At 59.4% G+C, this 16,942-nt stretch carries 19 protein-coding genes; 10 read left to right on the top strand and 9 right to left on the bottom strand.

Going from position 1 to position 16,942, the window contains the following annotated elements; genetic code table 11:
• Window positions 1–41: 41 nt before the first annotated feature.
• Complete coding sequence (locus ACFVTJ_RS11040) at window positions 42–803, bottom strand: class I SAM-dependent methyltransferase (protein ID WP_386907258.1); 762 nt, start codon at window positions 801–803, stop codon at window positions 42–44.
• A 119-nt stretch (window positions 804–922) separates the two neighbouring features.
• Between ACFVTJ_RS11040 and gloB the strand changes: the two genes are divergently transcribed.
• Window positions 923–1,693, top strand: coding sequence for a hydroxyacylglutathione hydrolase (gene gloB, locus ACFVTJ_RS11035; RefSeq protein ID WP_386907256.1), 771 nt, complete (start codon window positions 923–925; stop codon window positions 1,691–1,693).
• Complete coding sequence (locus ACFVTJ_RS11030) at window positions 1,693–2,133, top strand: cupin domain-containing protein (protein WP_386907254.1); 441 nt, start codon at window positions 1,693–1,695, stop codon at window positions 2,131–2,133. The genes gloB and ACFVTJ_RS11030 overlap by 1 nt, the downstream gene beginning before the upstream one ends.
• Before the next feature lie 207 nt (window positions 2,134–2,340).
• Here the strand turns inward: ACFVTJ_RS11030 and ACFVTJ_RS11025 are convergent, their stop codons facing one another.
• The gene (locus ACFVTJ_RS11025; RefSeq protein ID WP_386907252.1) at window positions 2,341–3,114 is read right to left on the bottom strand and encodes a DUF3108 domain-containing protein; all 774 of its coding nucleotides are present in this window, start codon (window positions 3,112–3,114) and stop codon (window positions 2,341–2,343) included.
• A gap of 252 nt (window positions 3,115–3,366) precedes the next feature.
• Here ACFVTJ_RS11025 and rpmB point away from each other — a divergent pair, with 252 nt between their 5' ends.
• Both rpmB and ACFVTJ_RS11015 read left to right on the top strand, forming a co-directional pair.
• Window positions 3,367–3,657: a 50S ribosomal protein L28 gene (gene rpmB / locus ACFVTJ_RS11020; RefSeq protein ID WP_003509888.1), complete on the top strand. Its 291-nt coding sequence runs from the start codon at window positions 3,367–3,369 to the stop codon at window positions 3,655–3,657.
• A gap of 168 nt (window positions 3,658–3,825) precedes the next feature.
• Window positions 3,826–4,461 carry a queuosine precursor transporter gene (locus tag ACFVTJ_RS11015; protein ID WP_207590274.1) on the top strand — a complete coding sequence of 212 codons (636 nt, stop codon included), beginning with the start codon at window positions 3,826–3,828 and terminating at the stop codon, window positions 4,459–4,461.
• A gap of 33 nt (window positions 4,462–4,494) precedes the next feature.
• Here the strand turns inward: ACFVTJ_RS11015 and ACFVTJ_RS11010 are convergent, their stop codons facing one another.
• The 4 genes from ACFVTJ_RS11010 to ACFVTJ_RS10995 form a co-directional block, all read right to left on the bottom strand.
• Window positions 4,495–5,517: an esterase-like activity of phytase family protein gene (locus ACFVTJ_RS11010; protein ID WP_386907249.1), complete on the bottom strand. Its 1,023-nt coding sequence runs from the start codon at window positions 5,515–5,517 to the stop codon at window positions 4,495–4,497.
• Complete coding sequence (gene cobT / locus ACFVTJ_RS11005) at window positions 5,507–7,411, bottom strand: cobaltochelatase subunit CobT (protein WP_386907247.1); 1,905 nt, start codon at window positions 7,409–7,411, stop codon at window positions 5,507–5,509. Before cobT ends, ACFVTJ_RS11010 begins: the two co-directional genes overlap by 11 nt.
• Before the next feature lie 106 nt (window positions 7,412–7,517).
• Window positions 7,518–8,507 (bottom strand): cobaltochelatase subunit CobS, encoded by a 990-nt coding sequence (cobS, locus tag ACFVTJ_RS11000; RefSeq protein ID WP_003509875.1) that lies wholly within the window; start codon window positions 8,505–8,507, stop codon window positions 7,518–7,520.
• 68 nt (window positions 8,508–8,575) lie between these two features.
• Complete coding sequence (locus ACFVTJ_RS10995; protein WP_386907244.1) at window positions 8,576–9,211, bottom strand: J domain-containing protein; 636 nt, start codon at window positions 9,209–9,211, stop codon at window positions 8,576–8,578.
• 114 nt (window positions 9,212–9,325) lie between these two features.
• Here ACFVTJ_RS10995 and ACFVTJ_RS10990 point away from each other — a divergent pair, with 114 nt between their 5' ends.
• Window positions 9,326–9,607 carry a BolA family protein gene (locus ACFVTJ_RS10990; RefSeq protein ID WP_386907242.1) on the top strand — a complete coding sequence of 94 codons (282 nt, stop codon included), beginning with the start codon at window positions 9,326–9,328 and terminating at the stop codon, window positions 9,605–9,607.
• 25 nt (window positions 9,608–9,632) lie between these two features.
• Here the strand turns inward: ACFVTJ_RS10990 and aroB are convergent, their stop codons facing one another.
• Both aroB and ACFVTJ_RS10980 read right to left on the bottom strand, forming a co-directional pair.
• The gene (gene aroB, locus ACFVTJ_RS10985) at window positions 9,633–10,766 is read right to left on the bottom strand and encodes a 3-dehydroquinate synthase (RefSeq protein WP_386907240.1); all 1,134 of its coding nucleotides are present in this window, start codon (window positions 10,764–10,766) and stop codon (window positions 9,633–9,635) included.
• 5 nt (window positions 10,767–10,771) lie between these two features.
• Window positions 10,772–11,353: a shikimate kinase gene (locus ACFVTJ_RS10980; protein ID WP_386907239.1), complete on the bottom strand. Its 582-nt coding sequence runs from the start codon at window positions 11,351–11,353 to the stop codon at window positions 10,772–10,774.
• Between the two features lie 188 nt (window positions 11,354–11,541).
• Between ACFVTJ_RS10980 and ACFVTJ_RS10975 the strand changes: the two genes are divergently transcribed.
• The 5 genes from ACFVTJ_RS10975 (at window position 11,542) to ACFVTJ_RS10955 (ending at window position 15,436) form a co-directional block, all read left to right on the top strand.
• A complete protein-coding gene (locus ACFVTJ_RS10975; protein WP_386908023.1) occupies window positions 11,542–11,715 on the top strand; it encodes a histidine kinase in 174 nt (57 codons plus the stop codon).
• The gene (gene xerD, locus ACFVTJ_RS10970) at window positions 11,712–12,698 is read left to right on the top strand and encodes a site-specific tyrosine recombinase XerD (protein WP_386907237.1); all 987 of its coding nucleotides are present in this window, start codon (window positions 11,712–11,714) and stop codon (window positions 12,696–12,698) included. The genes ACFVTJ_RS10975 and xerD overlap by 4 nt, the downstream gene beginning before the upstream one ends.
• A 62-nt stretch (window positions 12,699–12,760) precedes the next feature.
• Window positions 12,761–13,714, top strand: a complete 954-nt coding sequence (locus tag ACFVTJ_RS10965) for an acetyl-CoA carboxylase carboxyltransferase subunit alpha (RefSeq protein ID WP_112356437.1) — start codon at window positions 12,761–12,763, stop codon at window positions 13,712–13,714.
• Between the two features lie 190 nt (window positions 13,715–13,904).
• Window positions 13,905–15,203, top strand: a complete 1,299-nt coding sequence (locus ACFVTJ_RS10960; RefSeq protein ID WP_386907234.1) for a L,D-transpeptidase family protein — start codon at window positions 13,905–13,907, stop codon at window positions 15,201–15,203.
• Window positions 15,200–15,436 (top strand): sulfurtransferase TusA family protein, encoded by a 237-nt coding sequence (locus ACFVTJ_RS10955; protein WP_386907232.1) that lies wholly within the window; start codon window positions 15,200–15,202, stop codon window positions 15,434–15,436. The genes ACFVTJ_RS10960 and ACFVTJ_RS10955 overlap by 4 nt, the downstream gene beginning before the upstream one ends.
• 237 nt (window positions 15,437–15,673) lie before the next feature.
• On the opposite strand, the gene ACFVTJ_RS10950 is transcribed toward ACFVTJ_RS10955, so the two are convergent.
• On the bottom strand, window positions 15,674–16,819 hold the full coding sequence (locus ACFVTJ_RS10950; protein ID WP_386907230.1) for a CobW family GTP-binding protein: 1,146 nt from the start codon (window positions 16,817–16,819) through the stop codon (window positions 15,674–15,676).
• Between the last annotated feature and the right edge of the window lie 123 nt (window positions 16,820–16,942).

Here is a 16,942-nt window from a genome sequence, read left to right as displayed (position 1 = left end):
ATGCCGGAGGCATTAGACCGGAATGGCCGCTTTGTCGAGGGTCAGCGCGGCTTTCCTTGGCTTGCGGCAGTGCGGGTGGTGGGCACGCCCTGCGGAGCCAGCACCGGCACAAAAACGCGGCGCGAGGCGCGCTGGGTCACGGGCAATCCCTGATAGAGACGTTTTTGCGCTTCCACCACGATGACACCGGAAAACAGCGGCCAGAGCCGGCGGCCGGTATGTTCGAGATAACGGCGGAATTTCAGCACCGGCCGGCTCGTGGTGGGCGGGAAGAACAGCGCCTCGGCGGTGGCGCCCGGCGTGAAATTGGTTTCGCGCAAAAGCGCTGTCAGCTGCCCCCGCGAATAGGGCCGGCCGGAACCGAAAGGTGTATGTTCCATGCGCGCCCAGACGCCGCGCCGGTTCGGCACCACAATAACCAGGCGGCCGCCCGGCGCCAGCACCCGCCACAGTTCCTTCAAACTTTCACGCGGATTTTCGGCAAATTCCAGCGCATGCACCATCAGGACCCGATCTATCGACGAATCGGGTAGCGGCAGCTCCTCGTCAAACACCAGCGCGGTGGATGAAAGCTCGCCCGCCGGCCAGTTCACGGCGCCCTGCCCCGCGGGCATGAAAGCGAAAGTGCGCTCCGTATCGTGGCGGAACCGCTCCAGAAACGGCACGGCATAACCGAGGCCGACCAGTCGTTCCTCCGGCAAAGCCGGCCACAGCGTCGAAAGCGCCATGGTGATCGCCTGCTCGGCCGAGCGGCCAAGCGGAGAGTGATAGAATTCGCGCAGATCGACGATATCGGTATTCATGGGCGAGAATGTAGCATCAGGCGGTTGGACTTCAAGGCGTCTGCCCTTACATTGGAAATCAGTTGGGACAGTCAGGCAGGCGAATGCGCCGGTGTTGGCCGGCAAATGGAGAGGATACTATGAAACCTTTGGAAATAGACGTCTTTCTTTGCCGCAGTGACAATTTCGGAGTGCTCCTCCACGATCCCGAAAGCGGGGCGACGGCAGCCATTGATGCACCGGAAGAAGGGCCCATCCTGCACGCTCTGGACGGCCATGGCTGGAAACTGACGCATATCTTCACCACCCACCACCATCTTGACCATGTGGAAGCCAATCTGGCGTTGAAGGACAAGTTTCAGTGCGAAATTCACGGCCCCTATGACGAAGCCGTGGCCATACCGGGCCTCGACCGTTCACAGGCCGATGGCGACGAATTCGAATTCGCCGGACGCCGCGTTCAGGTCATCGCCACGCCCGGCCATACGGCGGGGCACATCTGTTATTACCTGCCGGATGACGGGCTGCTATTTGCCGCCGACACCTTGTTTGCCATGGGCTGCGGCCGACTGTTTGAACGCCCGGCCGCGGATATGTGGCATTCCTTCCAGAAACTGATGGCCCTGCCGGATGAAACCAAGGTCTATTTCGGCCACGAATATACGCTGAGCAATGCCCGCTTTGCGTTGACCGTCGATCCCGACAATGCAGTGCTGCGGGAGCGCGCTGCCCGCGTCGAGACGGCGCGGCAGGCCAATGAGTTCACCATTCCCACCACAATCGGGCTCGAAAAACAGACCAATCCCTATATGCGCGTGGCGGATGCCGGCATTCGCAGACATCTCGGCCTTGAAGGGGCGGCCGATGCCGATGTCTTCGCGGAAATTCGCACGCGTAAGGACAATTTCTGATGGGAACGGATATATCAGCGCAGGCCATCATTCGTGAGCTGGGGCTGGAGCCGCATCCCGAGGGCGGGTTTTACCACCAGACTTTTCGCGACAAGGCAGGCGGCGAGCGCGGGCATTCCACGGCGATCTATTACCTTCTGGAGAAGGGCGACCGCTCGCACTGGCATCGGGTTACCGATGCAGTGGAGGTGTGGCACTATTATGCCGGCGCGCCCATCGCTCTGCATCTTTCACAGGATGGCCGTGAGGTGCAGACCTTCACGCTTGGCCCAGCCATTCTGGAGGGTGAGCGCCCGCAGGTGATCGTGCCGGCCAATTGCTGGCAATCGGCGGAAAGCCTCGGTGATTTCACGCTCGTCGGCTGCACCGTCTCGCCGGGCTTTGCCTTTTCGAGCTTCGTTATGGCAGACGCCGGCTGGTCGCCGGGTGATGCGCCGTAACTCCCTGAGTTATGTCAGTGGGGTGAGCGGATGCCACTTGTTTCTTCTCCCCGCCGGGGAGAAGTCCGCGGCAGCGGGATGAGGGAGCAAGCTCTCGATCTATCGTCAACGTAGCCCCCTCATCCGACCCTTCGGGCCACCTTCCCCCCGGCGGGGAGAAGAAATACGCCGCAACGTCTGCTTTTCTTACGCCACCGTCAGCTTCGGTCAGCCGCCGTATTTCGTAGCGGTGATATAAACCTGTCCCACCCGCGTTGGGATGATCGCATAGACAGGCGCATAGACATCCATATTGTTCGACTTGGCGAACCAGATCTCCATCGAGATGGATTTCAGATATTCGATATCCTTGCGTCCCTGCCGGTAACCCGACTTCGGCACGTAACGCGCCTTACAGACGATGGCGTCACCACTGAAACCGTTCGTCTTGAAAGGCTTGGTGCCGCTGGAGCTCAAAACGAGGTCGAGTCGCGATTCGCCGTCATAGATCGGCAGACGGGTCGGGCAGATGCGGCCGCCCGAGGGTATGATGAGACCGGAAATTGGATCGAGAACCGAGCGCAGGTCGCGGTCTTTCACGTCAACCCAATTGTCCGGCCGGGCCTTGGGCTCCGGTTTCACCGTGGTCGATGTGACGTTGCCGTTGCGATAAACGACGTCATAGGTGCGCACGCGCTTGCCGTCCTTGTAGACCAGCGAATATTCGTTGGCCTGCAGCCGGTGGCCGCGCTTGGCGCCCGAGACCGTCGTCTTGCCGGAAATGTCTTTCAGGATGCTGGCAAGGCCGGCGGCGCTGAAGGAACCGGAGATCGAATAATTCGGTCCATCCATGCGAGTCGAGAAACTCGCTTTGGCAATCGGCAAAATGCCGAGATTGATGCTGTATTCGCTTGTGTGGCGTGCTTCGGCGGCAAGCGAGGGGGAGACGCCCGCAAACGCCATTGTCACGGCCATGAAAATGCTTTTTCCTCTGGCAATCATTTCGATATCACCTTAAAAGAGGCGCGGAAGCGGCCTTATCGGGCGATCATATACGCTGACTTGTGGCAATAAAAAAGCGGACGACGGTTGAAAACGCCGGAATTTCCTTTGATTTGATTGCGAGCGGCTTGACTGTTTGGTCTCGTCTGACTATAGAACCGCAACTTTCCAATCATGGCCAATTGGATTGCCACCCCGGTTTTGCCGGTGGCGAGCCAGTGGTGAAACAGACGAAACGAAATAGGTGTACCCATGTCCCGTGTATGCGAATTGACCGGCAAGGGCGTCCAGACGGGCAACAACGTCAGCCACGCCAACAACAAGACCAAGCGCAGGTTCCTTCCGAACCTTTGCCAGGTTACGTTGATCTCCGATGCTCTCGGCCAGCGCTTCCGCCTGCGTGTTTCCGCAGCCGCTCTGCGCTCGGTTGAACACCGTGGCGGTCTCGATGCCTTCCTTCTGAAGTCCGGCGAAAACGAACTGAGCATGCGCGCTCGTCTCCTGCGCCGCCAGATCGCCAAGAAGACGGCTGAAGCTGCTTAATAGCGGCTTCAACATCATCTGATATTCAGAGGGCTTGAATGGCTTATGCCGCTCAAGCCTTTTGTTTGTTTCAGATTTCACTTGCATCTGACTTTCCGAAAATCGATTGAGATGTTTCGAAAAGCCTGATGTGTGGCTCCAACTGGTGGCATCACCCAGGATAAAAAAATGCCTTATCTTCGCTTTACGCTTATCTATGTTCTGCTGATGACGCTCGTCGTCGTTGCATCGAATATTCTGGTGCAATACCCGCTTTCCGGCTCGCTGTTTGGCATCAATCTCGCCGACCTTCTGACCTGGGGCGCCTTCACCTACCCGGTCGCCTTCCTAGTTACCGACCTGACCAACCGCCAGTTCGGTCCGTCCGTTGCGCGCCGCGTGGTGCTTGCCGGGTTCGTCGTTGGCGTCACTCTGTCCTTCTGGACATCCATTCCCCGCATCGCGGTTGCTTCCGGCACCGCCTATCTGATCGGCCAACTGCTGGATATTTCGGTGTTCAACCGCCTGCGCCGTCAGCGCTGGTGGCATGCGCCCCTTGCCGGCTCCATGCTGGGTTCGGTGCTGGATACCGCGCTGTTCTTTTCCATCGCCTTTGCCGCAAGCTTCTCCTTCGTCGGCCCCAACGATGCCTTCGCCATCGAGAACGCGCCGGTGCTCGGCGTCTTCGCTCTGGAGGCCCCTCGGTGGATTTCCTGGGCTCTGGGTGATCTCTCGGTGAAGGTTCTCGTCGGCCTCGTCATGCTCCTGCCCTACGGCGCGCTGATGAACACACTGAAGCCGATGCCGCCTGCAAAAGTGCTGTGAAAAGCCGATTGGAAGCCCGCGCGAGCGGGCTTTTTATTCCACCAGCTTGAATTCCAGCATCAGGTTGCGCTGCAGAAACGAATGATTGTCATCGGAAACGATGATGAGGCGCGTGGAACCGTCCGGCCCCTTGACCACATCCATGCCTTCCATATTGTCGATCTGGTAGGCCATGCCGGCTTCCATGAGAATTTCGCCATCCACCACGGCGCCCGGCCGGATATCGGCCCCGCTGATGCGGCGGATGCGCATGCCCACACCTTCGGCAAAGTTGAAGCGCCGCTCAAGAAGCAGCAGATCGCCGTTTGGCAGGAAAGCGCCATCCGTCACATCGAATGACGGGTGATGGGTAACGGCAAATGTGCCCTTGAGCGGGCCCTCCAATATGGCGGCAAGAAGATTGCCATCCGCATCGATGCTTTTTTCGGCCACCACGACCAGTGCACCGGCGAGCGGCGAATCGGTCGGCGATACAGCAAGCGCCTCCATGCCGCCATTGTGGCGCAACTCGTTATTTGGGATTAGATGCGGCAGACGGCCAAGTGGCTTTGACGTGGCAAAGCCCGGATCTGAATAGATATCGATCCTGTGGCGTTGCTCGTAGCTGACGAAAACCCTGCCAGCGCGCAGCGCCAGCCCTTCGGCATCCATCTCCATCTTGCGCGGCGGTTCGCGACCACTCATATCCAGCATCGGGGTGATACGGACTTCCGCAAGGCCAGACAGCGCGCCGACAGCGTCACGGGTCACTCTGCCCGTCAGCCAATGGCCAGTATCCAGCACCGCAATAAAATCCTCCCCATTGGTGCGAAAGCGGATGGAGGATATTGCCCCGAACAGCTTTTCCGGCGCGCTCATCACCATGCCGCCGACAAATTCCAGCTTGCCAAAACGTTTTTCGCTGGTGCCGACTTCGAAAGAGGACAGGAGACGCGCACTCACCGGCACGTCGTTGGTCGAAGCGCCAATAGAAGCCGGAAATAGCAAGGCGGCCGCCAGAATGGCGGCCGGAAGAGGCTTGCAAGCGGAGGAAAGCCGGCCTCGCTTATCCCGCACGGCGAACCCTGCGGGACGAACCGGAGGCGCTGCTGGTATCCTCGAAGAGAGCCGCGAGCTGTTCGGTCATCGCGCCGGCCAGTTCGTCGGCATCCACGATGGTCACGGCGCGGCGATAATAACGCGTCACGTCATGGCCGATACCGATTGCCAGCAGTTCCACCGGCGACCGTGTCTCGATCTGCTCGATCACGGCGCGCAGATGCCGCTCCAGATAGTTGCCCGGATTGACCGATAGGGTCGAATCGTCGACCGGCGCACCGTCCGAGATCATCATCATGATCTTGCGCTGCTCGGGACGGCCGATGAGACGATTATGCGCCCACATCAGCGCTTCGCCGTCGATGTTTTCCTTGAGCAGCCCCTCGCGCATCATCAGGCCAAGATTGCGTCGCGAACGCCGCCAAGGCGCATCCGCCGACTTGTAGATGATATGGCGCAAATCATTGAGGCGCCCCGGCGAAGCGGGCTTGCCGTTGGCGAGCCATTGCTCGCGCGATTGTCCGCCCTTCCAGGCCTTTGTCGTGAAGCCGAGGATCTCCACCTTCACGCCCGACCGTTCCAGCGTGCGCGCCAGAATATCGGCGCAGGTAGCGGCCACGGTGATAGGACGACCGCGCATCGAACCGGAATTGTCGATAACGAGCGAAACCACGGTATCCCGGAACTTGGTGTCGCGTTCTTTCTTGAAAGAAAGCGGCTGCATGGGATCGATAATAAGCCTGACGAGGCGGGCAGGATCGAGATAGCCCTCTTCCAGGTCAAAGTCCCAGGAGCGGTTCTGCTGCGCCATCAGGCGGCGCTGCAACCGGTTCGCCAGTCGTCCGACGGCACCCTGAAGATGGGCGAGCTGCTTGTCGAGAAAGGCGCGCAGACGATCAAGCTCGGCCTCGTCGCACAGTTCCTCGGCGTGGATTTCCTCGTCAAATTCCTGCGTGAAGATGCGGTAATCAACCTTCTCGTTGAAATCATCGAAGGGGCTGTTGGGACGGCGGGTCTCGCCGGGCGTTTCGGAATCCTCGTCGAGATCATCGGACATCTCTTCGTCCGACATCTCGGCGCCGTCCATCTCGCCTTCTTCCATCTCCTCCTGCGAGGCCTCGTTCTCGTCGGCGGGCGTGGCATCGGAGCCGGCTTCTTCCTCGACCTGCTCTTCTTCGGTCTCGTTGGTGCGCGGCTGGTCCTCGTTGGATTCCGCCTCCTGGCTCTCAGGCTCGTTATCCTCGTCGCCGAAATCTTCCGCCATCTGCATGGAGGTCAGCATCTTGCGCACCAGACGCGAAAACGCCTTCTGGTCGGTGATGACGCTGGAGAGATCCTTGAGGTCGCCGGCGGCTTTGTCCTCAATGAAATCGCGCCACAGATCGACAACCCTGCCGGCGCTTTCCGGCGGCTTCTCACCCGTCAGCTTCTCGCGCACCAGAAGCGCCACAGCCTCGGCAAGCGGCGCGTCGTCCTTGTTGGTGATGCCGGCGAAATTGGCCTTAGCGTATTTTTCCGTGTTCATGGCCTGGATGTTGGAGGCCATGCCCGGCATGCGCAGCGCGCCGATCGATTCCACGCGCGCCTGTTCGACAGCATCGAAGATCAGCCGCGCTTCAGCGCCCTGCGGCGACATCACGGCGTGGGTATCGGCATCATGGCAGGCAAGACGCAGCGCCATGGAATCACCGAGACCACGGGTAATAGCAATTTCCTGCGCAGTCGGCTTTTTGGAGATTTCCGGCAGGCGCATGCGCTCACCGGCAAGACCCGGCCGTTCATTGGCGAAAACGACTTCGACTTCGGCGTCGCCAGCGACGGATCGCACACATCCGGCAATCGCCTGACGCAACGGCTCCGTATCGACCGCCGTACCCGGTTTTGCTCTGGAATTGTCGCCGCGCGCTGCCATTGTCTTTCCTGTCATTTGCCGACGCGTGGAGACCGCCCAACGATATGTGCGCGGTCTGCAGGCGTCTTCAAGTCATCGAAATCGTCTCCGGACAAGCCGGGAACGATCAGGCGCTGAGAACGATGTTCGCAGCGCTTTCCTTCAGCTCGACGCCAAAGGCCCGCTGATACTGCTCGGCAACCAGCGTGCGCTCCAGCTCGTCGCACTTGTTGAGGAAGGTCACGCGGAAGGCAAAGGCGAGATCTCCGAAGATTTCCGCATTTTCCGCCCAAGTGATGACGGTACGCGGGCTCATAACCGTGGAAAGGTCGCCATTGACGAAAGCCGAACGGGTAAGATCGGCCACGCGCACCATCTTGGAAACGGTTTCGCGTCCCTTCGGGTTGTCGAGGCTCTTCACCTTGGCGGCGATGATATTCACTTCCTGCTCATGCGGCAGGTAGTTCAGCGTCGTGACGATGGACCAGCGGTCCATCTGCGCCTGGTTGATCTGCTGCGTGCCGTGGTAAAGGCCCGTCGTATCACCAAGGCCGACCGTGTTGGCGGTCGCGAAAATACGGAACGCCGGGTGAGGACGGATAACGCGGCTCTGGTCGAGCAGGGTCAGGCGGCCGGAGGATTCCAGCACGCGCTGGATAACGAACATCACGTCCGGGCGACCGGCGTCGTATTCGTCGAAGACGAGCGCGACATTGTGCTGGTAGGCCCAGGGCAGGATGCCGTCCTTGAATTCGGTAACCTGCTTGCCGTCCTTCAGAACGATGGCATCCTTGCCGACAAGGTCGATACGGCTGACATGGCTGTCGAGGTTGACGCGCACGCAGGGCCAGTTGAGGCGGGCAGCAACCTGCTCGATATGGGTGGATTTACCCGTACCGTGGAAACCGGACACCATGACACGTCGGTTGTGAGCAAAACCGGCAAGAATCGCGAGCGTCGTGTCGCGGTCGAAAAGATAGTCGGGATCGAGGTCCGGCACATAGGCGTCGCCCTGGGAATAGGCGGGAACCCGCAGATCCGTATCAATGCCGAAAACCTCCCGCACGGACACCGTCGTGTCGGGCAGGTTAGAAATATCAAGGTCGATTTTGCTCATCACGTCTCCAAGGCGGGCGGCAGCCACCCGGCCACATCATCAATCAGGCGGTAAACACATAAGTTGGCTTAGCAGAAACCTGACTGCTTTAACAATTGATATGCTTGAACAACAGCCCGAAAACGTTCTTCCGAACCACGATCGCCACCATTAGCATCAGGATGGTGCTTTTTGACAAGCTCCTTATAGCGCCTTTTTATGTCTTCCTGCTTTGCGCTGGACGAAAGACCGAGCGTATCGAAGGCTTTTGCCTCCAGCGTCTTCAATTTGCGGTCCTGCTGCATTCGGGTGCCGCCTGCCTTCGAGCCACCCGCAAATCCGCCGGCAAAGCCGAAAGGGTCACGGATACGGGCATTGCCGCTGGCCGAACCGGAGCGCAGCGTGGAATGCAGCGGGCTGTCACGGGCGGTCTTGTTGACGCCCACCGTCCAGGTGGGGCGATGGCCGGTGATCGCTTCCTTCTGGTAACGGGCGATCTCGCTGTCGGAGAGGCCGGAAAAATAATTATAGCCTTTATTATACTCCTTCACGTGCTCAAAACAGAACAGGAAGAATTGCCCCTCGGCATTGCGGCCGACAGGTGCCCGGTGAACGCCCGGTTTATCGCATCCATCCCACTGGCAGGTGGGGGCCTGAACCTCAGGTTCCCGCTCCCTTTTCCGGCGCGTGCGGATGCGATCGAAATATTTCGAATCCAGTTTCATGATGCCCTGATTATGGGGTGCGAAAAGCCGCACAACAAGAATTGACAAAGTGGAATGTTACAGGCTTTTAGGGAGCCCCCTTCAAAGACCACAAACAAAATTGGAGCCCTTCGAATGTCTCTGCGAGAGCGCATAGAAACCAAGCTTCGGGAAAGCTTTTCACCGGAACGCCTGAGGGTCGTCGATGAAAGCCAGATGCATGCGGGCCACCAGCCAGATATGACCGGCACAGGCGAAACGCATATGCGTGTTCAGATAGTATCGGAAAGCTTTTCCGGCAAGTCTCGCGTCGATCGCCATCGGGCCATCAACGCGCTTTTGAAGCCGGAACTCGACGCCGGGTTGCATGCGCTGGCGATCGAGGCGGCGGCACCGGGGGAAGCGGTGCGGTTCTAGGCACGGCTTCCTTTGTCTCGCGGCCTTAACCCGGATGTTTTTCCGACAGGAAGGACTGCACCTCGGACGCCGCCACATCATCCGCCACGAAGGACTGGCCGATGCCATGGGTGAGGATGAAGGTGAGTTTGCCGCCCTTGACCTTCTTGTCCTGCGCAATTGCCGTCATCAGCGTTTCGACGGGCGGCAATTCGCCGGGAATATCTTTCATCGTTGTTGGCAGGCCAACGGCCTTCAGATGCGCTTCGACGCGCGCGGCATCGTCAGGGCTTGCGAGGTTGAGACGGGCGGAGAACTGGTGCGCCAGCACCATGCCGATGGCGACGCCTTCGCCATGTACCAGGCGCTTGCTGTCGTAATTGGTTGCCGCCTCCAGTGCGTGACCGAAGGTGTGGCCGAGATTCAGAAGGGCGCGTACGCCGTTTTCCTTTTCGTCGGCCACCACCACGTCTGCCTTGGCCTGGCAGCTGGTCGCAATCGCCTGAATGCGGGCCGGGCCGCCGGTGCGGATGTCATCGCAGTTCTTTTCCAGCCAGAAGAAGAAATCCGGCTTGTCGATCAGGCCGTATTTGACGACTTCCGCGTAGCCGGCGCGGAACTCGCGCGGACTGAGCGTATCGAGCACCGCCGTATCGGCCAGAACCAGATCGGGCTGGTGGAAAACACCGATCAGGTTCTTTCCATGGCGGGTGTTGATGCCGGTCTTGCCGCCGACGGAGGAATCGACCTGCGCCAAAAGCGAGGTCGGTATCTGCACGAAACGGACGCCGCGGCGGACGATACCGGCCGCAAAACCGGCGAGATCGCCGATCACGCCGCCGCCGAGCGCGATTACCGCATCATTACGCTCCACCCGTGCCGCCAGAACCGCATCGCAGACGGTGACGAGATGCTCGAAACTCTTGGTCTTTTCGCCAGCCGGCAAGGTCAGCGAAACAGCCTCGATGCCATCCGTCTGCAAGCCGTCCATCAGGCCTTCGAGATAAAGCGGCGCGACATGCTTGTCGGTGATGATCGCCGCACGGCGACCCTTCAGCCGCGCCGAAATTTCGCCGCCCGCCCTGCCGATCAGTCCCGGCCCGATCAGAATGTCATAGGCGCGCTCGCCGAGCGGCACATGGACAAGACGTTCATCGGCATGGATTTCGGAAGGCGTCATGGTGGTCAGTCTCTCTGTTTAAAGCCGGCAATAGCCGTCAGCACTTCGGTCGCGATGATCTCCTTGCGGACATCACGGGATTCGATGGTGACATCCGCCTCCGCATAGATCGGGTAGCGTTTCTCCATCAGGGCAGCGAGCGTTGCCTTGGGGTTTTCAGTCTTGAGCAACGGACGATGGTCGCGCTTGTTGACCCTCTCCCACAGAACCTCGAGATCGGCTTTCAGCCACAGCGAAATGCCACCCCGTCTGATATGGGCACGGGTATTGTCGTTGATGAAGGCGCCGCCACCCGTGGAGACGACCTTGGGACCGCCGCGCAGCAGGCGCTTGATGACCCGTGTCTCCAGAGCCCGAAACTCTTCCTCACCATAGGTAGCGAAAAGCTCCGAAATCGTCATGCGCGACACACGTTCGATTTCGACATCCGTATCAATGAAAGGAATCCTGAGCTGCTGGGCGACCATACGGCCCACCGCCGACTTTCCAGCCCCCATCAGCCCGACGAAGACGATGTTTCGCCGTCCGAGCTTTGCCCGCGCTTGCTCCCCGAGTGTGGCCGGGACGGATAAATTCGTTTCATTCATAGATTTGAAAGCCCGTTTGGCATGGATATCTGCAAATGTTTACGAAGCGTCAAGCCAAATTGCTGCCTGAATGGCGGTGAATCACAATGATCGCCGCACGCGGCTTGGGGCTGAACGGGCATTTTGATCTTGTCGCCGCTTTCGCCGCACCGCATATACGTTTTGACCGCCACCTTTACGGAGCCGCCATGCCCACCCTCTTCCGCTTCACGATGATACTGGCGACCATCGCGGGGCTGATCTATGGCGGCATGGTGCTGCTCGTTCTGTTCGTTCAGCCGCGCGACCGCGAGGTGACGGTGCGCATTCCCTCCGAGCGGTTGAATCCGCCATCGACGGAGCCTGCGAGGCGCACCCCATGAGCGGACAGGCGGCGGGAGGGCGCGACGGCGCACGGCTCGAAAGTTTTCTGGAAATGATGAGCGCCGAGCGGGGTGCCGCCGCCAACACACTCGCATCTTATGAGCGGGACCTGATGGACCTGCGCGAATTCCTGAGCAGTCGCGGCCGGTCTCTGACAGAAGCCGCCACATCGGACCTTTCCGCCTATCTGACCCATCTTTCTGCGCAAGGCTTCGCCGCGACCTCGCAGGCGAGACGCCTTTCATCCATGCGGCAGTTTTATCGCTTTCTCTATTCGGAAGGGCTGCGCAGTGACGATCCGACCGGCATCATCGATGCGCCCAGGAAAGGCCTTACCCTGCCGAAAACGATGAGCGTCGCCGATGTGAACCGGCTTCTCGGCCTCGCGGCGCAGGAAGCCGCAACGGCCGGTCCCGGCCAGCTTGCCCGCATCCGCATGCATCTGCTGCTCGAGCTTCTTTATGCCACCGGCATGCGTGTCAGCGAACTCGTGTCACTTCCCGTCAAGGTGCTGCGCCAGGAAGGCCGCTTCCTGATGATCCGCGGCAAGGGCAACAAGGACCGGATGGTGCTTCTTTCCCGCGCCGCCATCGAGGCGATGGAAAAATACGAAGCCGCCCGAAAGGCGGTCGCGACGGAAATAAGCAAGGCACCGAAAAAGGCTGAAGCCACGGAGAGCCCGTGGCTCTTTCCTTCCAGCAGCAAGGAAGGCCATCTGCCCCGTCAGGTCTTCGCCCGTGACCTGAAGGACATCGCCATGCGCGCGGGCCTCACACCCTCGGCAGTGTCACCGCACGTGCTGCGCCACGCCTTTGCCAGCCACCTTCTGCAGAACGGTGCGGATCTGCGTGCTGTGCAGGAACTGCTTGGCCATTCCGACATTTCAACGACACAAATCTATACACATGTGTTGGAAGAACGCCTGCAAGAGCTGGTACAAACACATCACCCCCTTGCCAAACAGGGCAAAAACCTTGATTAGAGCGACCGGAACCGCCGGATAACACGGTCAAACCTTGCGCAAAACGATCGGAAACGGATCTCATGCACAATTATCTCGACTTCGAAAAACCTATCTCTGACCTTGAAGGCAAGATCATCGAGCTTAAGAAGCTTGCCGATGAAGACGAGAGCATAGACACCTCGGAGGAGATCAACCGCCTGGAATCGCGCGTCAACGATGCGATGCAGGACATCTATTCCAAGCTGAACGCCTGGCAAAAAACGCAGGTCGCGCGTCACCCGCAGCGTCCGCATTTCGTCGATTACGCCAAGGCGCTGTTCACAGATTTCACGCCGCTTGCCGGCGACCGCAAATTTTCCGAAGACGCCGCCATTCAGGCTGGCCTTGCCCGTTTTAACGGCCAGCCCGTCGCCATCATCGGCCAGGAAAAGGGCAATGACACCAAGAGCCGCCTGAAGCACAATTTCGGCAGCCCGCGCCCGGAAGGTTACCGCAAGGCGATCCGCGTTCTCGAACTGGCTGACCGCTTCTCGCTGCCGGTCGTCACGCTCATCGATACGGCCGGCGCTTATCCCGGCGTCGGCGCTGAAGAGCGCGGTCAGGCGGAAGCCATCGCCCGCTCGACGGAAATGTGCCTCAACGTGAAGGTGCCGATCGTCTCCGTCGTGATCGGCGAAGGCGGCTCGGGCGGCGCGATCGCGATCGCTACAGGCAACCGCGTCTACATGCTCGAACACGCCATCTATTCGGTGATCTCGCCGGAAGGCGCCGCTTCCATCCTCTGGCGCGATTCTACCCGCGCCAAGGAAGCCGCGACCAACATGAAGATCACCTCGGAAGATTTGAAATCGCTCGGCGTCATCGACGGAATCATTCCGGAACCGATCGGCGGCGCGCACCGCGCTCCCGAAACCGTCATCAATGCGACGGGTGACGTTATCGCCAAGGCTCTGGCCGATCTTTCCCAGCGCTCTGGCACGCAGCTGCGCGCCGAACGCCGCCAGAAATTCCTGGATATCGGTCGAAACCTCTAAGGCGGCCTTAATTTCCGCCGCTGTCGCCCCAACTCGGCCATAGTCCGGTCACATCAACAGATGTATCGGCGGCCGCGGCGCGGATCCGATTTGAGTTAAGAAGATGTAAACGGTTAATACCGTATTTAAATTGCACACGGAACGGTATAGAACTGCCGCCATTTCGTGCCATCGTCTTTCGGATCAGATCATGCGTTTGACACATTTTGCCCTTCTCGCCTGCACCGCGCTTATTCTCACCGGCTGCAACGATACGCTTGAAACCGTCGAACGCGACGTTTCCCACGTCAAGAACAAGGTCGATTACCCCTTGTCTCCGTCCATTCTGGCCGAGATCGACAAAAAGGGCATGGATCGTACCTCGCCGATCATGATCCGCATCTTCAAGGAAGAAGGTGCGCTGGAGATCTGGAAGGCCAAGCGGGACAACCGCTTCGACAAGATCGCCGAATACCAGATTTGCGCGTGGTCCGGTAAACTCGGCCCCAAAGTGAAGGAAGGCGACCGACAGGCGCCCGAAGGTTTCTACAACCTGACGCCGGCCCATCTGAACCCGAATTCGAAATATTACCTCGCCATCAATACCGGCTTCCCGAACCGCTACGATGCCGCCAATGGCCGCAACGGCACCAATCTGATGATCCATGGCGCCTGCTCATCGTCGGGCTGCTATTCGATGACGGATGCGCAGATTCTTGAAATCTACGGTTTCGCACGGGATGCCTTCAAGGGCGGCCAGAAGACCGTTCAGCTGCAGGCCTTCCCCTTCCGCATGACAGCGGAAAACATGGCCCGTCATCGCAAGAGCGAACATCTCGAATTCTGGAAGATGCTGAAGGTCGGTTACGACAATTTCGAAGTGACCAAACGTCCGCCCGAAGTGAATGTCTGCGAGAAGAAATATGTCTTCAATCAGCAGACGGAAGGCGGAAGCTTCAACGCGTCAGGCCAATGCCCGGCCATGAGCACACCGCCCGCGCTTGTCAGCGCGCTCTCGAGCTACGAGAAAACCTATGATCTCGCTTATGCAAAGGCTATGTCGAAATATGAGGGCATGGCCTGGTATGATCCGAGCGAGGCGGAGCGCAAAGCGCTGGTTGCCGAAAAGCGCAAAGGCCGTGAGCCCGCCTATGCCCCAACCGGCTCGGCGCTGAAGGCCGGCAAGCTGATGAAGGAAACGGAATATGCCGCGCTGATGGAAAAGAAGGCGCAGCAGGTCACGTCATCCTCGCCGGCCACGACCGCAACCGCCTCCGCGCTGCGCGGCCCGCGTCCTTCTGCAGCCCAGCCCGCCACCGCACCACAATCCAACCCGGCGCCCGCTGCCCCGACCATGGTTGCAACGGCCGCGCCCGCAACAGCAGGCCATACAGGCGGTGCCACGCAGAGCGTCCCGGTCCCCACGATGAACCCACTCGCCTATTCCTCTGCCCCGGCACCGGAAGCGCCCGAAAAGAAGCCATTCTGGAAGTTCTGGGCCAAGGAATGACCGAAACGGCCGAAATCGTTTATGATTTGAGGGGGCTTAAATGCCCCCTTCCAGTTTTGAGAAGCCGCAAGAAGCTCGCCACCCTTAAGGCTGGCGATGTCTTGACGGTAGAGACGACCGATCCACTGGCAGTGATCGATATTGCGCATATGTGCAATGAGGATGGGCACAGCCTAGTGGAAACCACTACGCTGGATAAGGGGCATCGGTTTCGGATTGTGAAGGGCGGGTAATTCGCGCACCGCGAAGGATACCCCCCTCTGTCCTGCCGGACATCTCCCCCTCAAGGGGGGAGATCGTGCGACGCAACCGTTCGGTCACTAGCAAACCTATTTATTGCGGTCTCAACGGTCTGATAACGATATTCGGCGCAGGCCGCTTGTCCATCTCCCCCCTTGTGGGGGAGATGCCCGGCAGGGCAGAGGGGGGTTAAACCGCACCCGCCAGATCTACCTGCGCTAGCACTTCCCTCAAAACCGCAACCCTGAAACCGCCAGCGGATTGTCCGTCATCGCTTGCCTGTCCGGCCGGTCAATGCCCGGTGTGCCGGTGAAGGCGGCAAACAGGTCTTTCACGAAAGCCTCCGGCAAATCCTTCGTAATCAGCACCATGCGAGTGCGCTGATCCGCCGGGTCCGGCCAGGCCGAGAGGCGTTCGGGCGGGTGGAAAATGCTTTGTACCCCATGCAGCACCAGAGGCCGGCCCGGATTATCCGACAGCTTGACGATGGCCTTCATACGAAGAAGCTTTTCCCCATGTGCCGAGCGCAGTAGATCGACAAACATATCGATCGCCATCGGATCGATCGGCTTGTCGTGAATGATCGAGAAGGACCGGATCGATGCGTCATGCCGGTTCACATCATGATGGTGATGATCGTGGTCGCCGTGATGGTGGTGATGGTCGTGGTCGTGGCCGTGATCGTGGTCATGGTCATGATCATGACCGGACTCTTCCCCCAGCCAGCGGCCGACATCGGTATTTTTGCTGGAGACATCGTAAAGGCCATTGTCGAGAAGCCCCGCAGCACTCCAGTCGGTTTTATCGCCACCCTCGATTGTCGCGCGCGGGTTGAGCGCCTCAAGGCGTGCCGTCAGTGCTGCGATCTTGGAAGCATCGGCGAGCGCCTGCTTGGTCATCACCAGCCGATCGGCTACAGCTGCCTGCTTCACCGCCTCCTCGTGATTGTCGAGCGTGGACAAGCCGTTGACGGCGTCCACCACTGTGACCATGCCGTTCAGCACGAAACTCTGCGCAATGACGGGATTGCCCATGATCGACTGCATGACGGGCGCGGGATCGGCAAGACCGGTGGTCTCGATAACCACCCGCTTGACCGGCTTCAGCTTGCCGGTCTGGATACCATCCATCAGTTCCGCCAGCGTATCCACCAACTCACCACGCACCGTGCAGCAGAGGCAGCCCTCCGCCAGTTCAATGATTCCCTCACCAGCACTTTCAACCAGCATATGATCGATGCTGACATCGCCGAATTCATTGATGATGATCGCCGCATCGTTCATTTCGGGGTCTTTGAGAAGACGGTTGAGCAGCGTCGATTTTCCGGCGCCGAGAAACCCGGTAATGATGGAAACCGGTATACGATCGCGAGACATGTCTTGCCTGTGTGTTGATTGCCGCTGTGGGTGATCGGTCGAGGACGCAGACCCGCAACAGCATGAAGCTAAAAGAAATCGCCCGAGGCTGAAAGCCACGAGCGACACCGTAATATCATAACA

Source organism: Agrobacterium sp. NPDC058088 (assembly GCF_042885035.1).
Classification (GTDB): domain Bacteria; phylum Pseudomonadota; class Alphaproteobacteria; order Rhizobiales; family Rhizobiaceae; genus Agrobacterium.
The sequence above is the reverse complement of the archived record's forward strand: the minus strand, read 5'-3'. Positions and strand labels throughout refer to the sequence as shown.

Coding starts and splice junctions, on each gene's coding strand:
- ACFVTJ_RS11040 (WP_386907258.1), bottom strand. CDS start 803: ATGAATACCGATATCGTCGATCTGCGCGAATTCTATCACTCTCCGCTT.
- cobS (WP_003509875.1), bottom strand. CDS start 8,507: ATGAGCAAAATCGACCTTGATATTTCTAACCTGCCCGACACGACGGTG.
- ACFVTJ_RS10955 (WP_386907232.1), top strand. CDS start 15,200: ATGACCGAAACGGCCGAAATCGTTTATGATTTGAGGGGGCTTAAATGC.
- cobT (WP_386907247.1), bottom strand. CDS start 7,411: ATGGCAGCGCGCGGCGACAATTCCAGAGCAAAACCGGGTACGGCGGTC.
- ACFVTJ_RS10950 (WP_386907230.1), bottom strand. CDS start 16,819: ATGTCTCGCGATCGTATACCGGTTTCCATCATTACCGGGTTTCTCGGC.
- ACFVTJ_RS10965 (WP_112356437.1), top strand. CDS start 12,761: ATGCACAATTATCTCGACTTCGAAAAACCTATCTCTGACCTTGAAGGC.
- ACFVTJ_RS10990 (WP_386907242.1), top strand. CDS start 9,326: ATGTCTCTGCGAGAGCGCATAGAAACCAAGCTTCGGGAAAGCTTTTCA.
- xerD (WP_386907237.1), top strand. CDS start 11,712: ATGAGCGGACAGGCGGCGGGAGGGCGCGACGGCGCACGGCTCGAAAGT.
- aroB (WP_386907240.1), bottom strand. CDS start 10,766: ATGACGCCTTCCGAAATCCATGCCGATGAACGTCTTGTCCATGTGCCG.
- gloB (WP_386907256.1), top strand. CDS start 923: ATGAAACCTTTGGAAATAGACGTCTTTCTTTGCCGCAGTGACAATTTC.
- ACFVTJ_RS11015 (WP_207590274.1), top strand. CDS start 3,826: ATGCCTTATCTTCGCTTTACGCTTATCTATGTTCTGCTGATGACGCTC.
- ACFVTJ_RS10975 (WP_386908023.1), top strand. CDS start 11,542: ATGCCCACCCTCTTCCGCTTCACGATGATACTGGCGACCATCGCGGGG.
- ACFVTJ_RS11025 (WP_386907252.1), bottom strand. CDS start 3,114: ATGATTGCCAGAGGAAAAAGCATTTTCATGGCCGTGACAATGGCGTTT.
- rpmB (WP_003509888.1), top strand. CDS start 3,367: ATGTCCCGTGTATGCGAATTGACCGGCAAGGGCGTCCAGACGGGCAAC.
- ACFVTJ_RS10960 (WP_386907234.1), top strand. CDS start 13,905: ATGCGTTTGACACATTTTGCCCTTCTCGCCTGCACCGCGCTTATTCTC.
- ACFVTJ_RS11030 (WP_386907254.1), top strand. CDS start 1,693: ATGGGAACGGATATATCAGCGCAGGCCATCATTCGTGAGCTGGGGCTG.
- ACFVTJ_RS10980 (WP_386907239.1), bottom strand. CDS start 11,353: ATGAATGAAACGAATTTATCCGTCCCGGCCACACTCGGGGAGCAAGCG.
- ACFVTJ_RS10995 (WP_386907244.1), bottom strand. CDS start 9,211: ATGAAACTGGATTCGAAATATTTCGATCGCATCCGCACGCGCCGGAAA.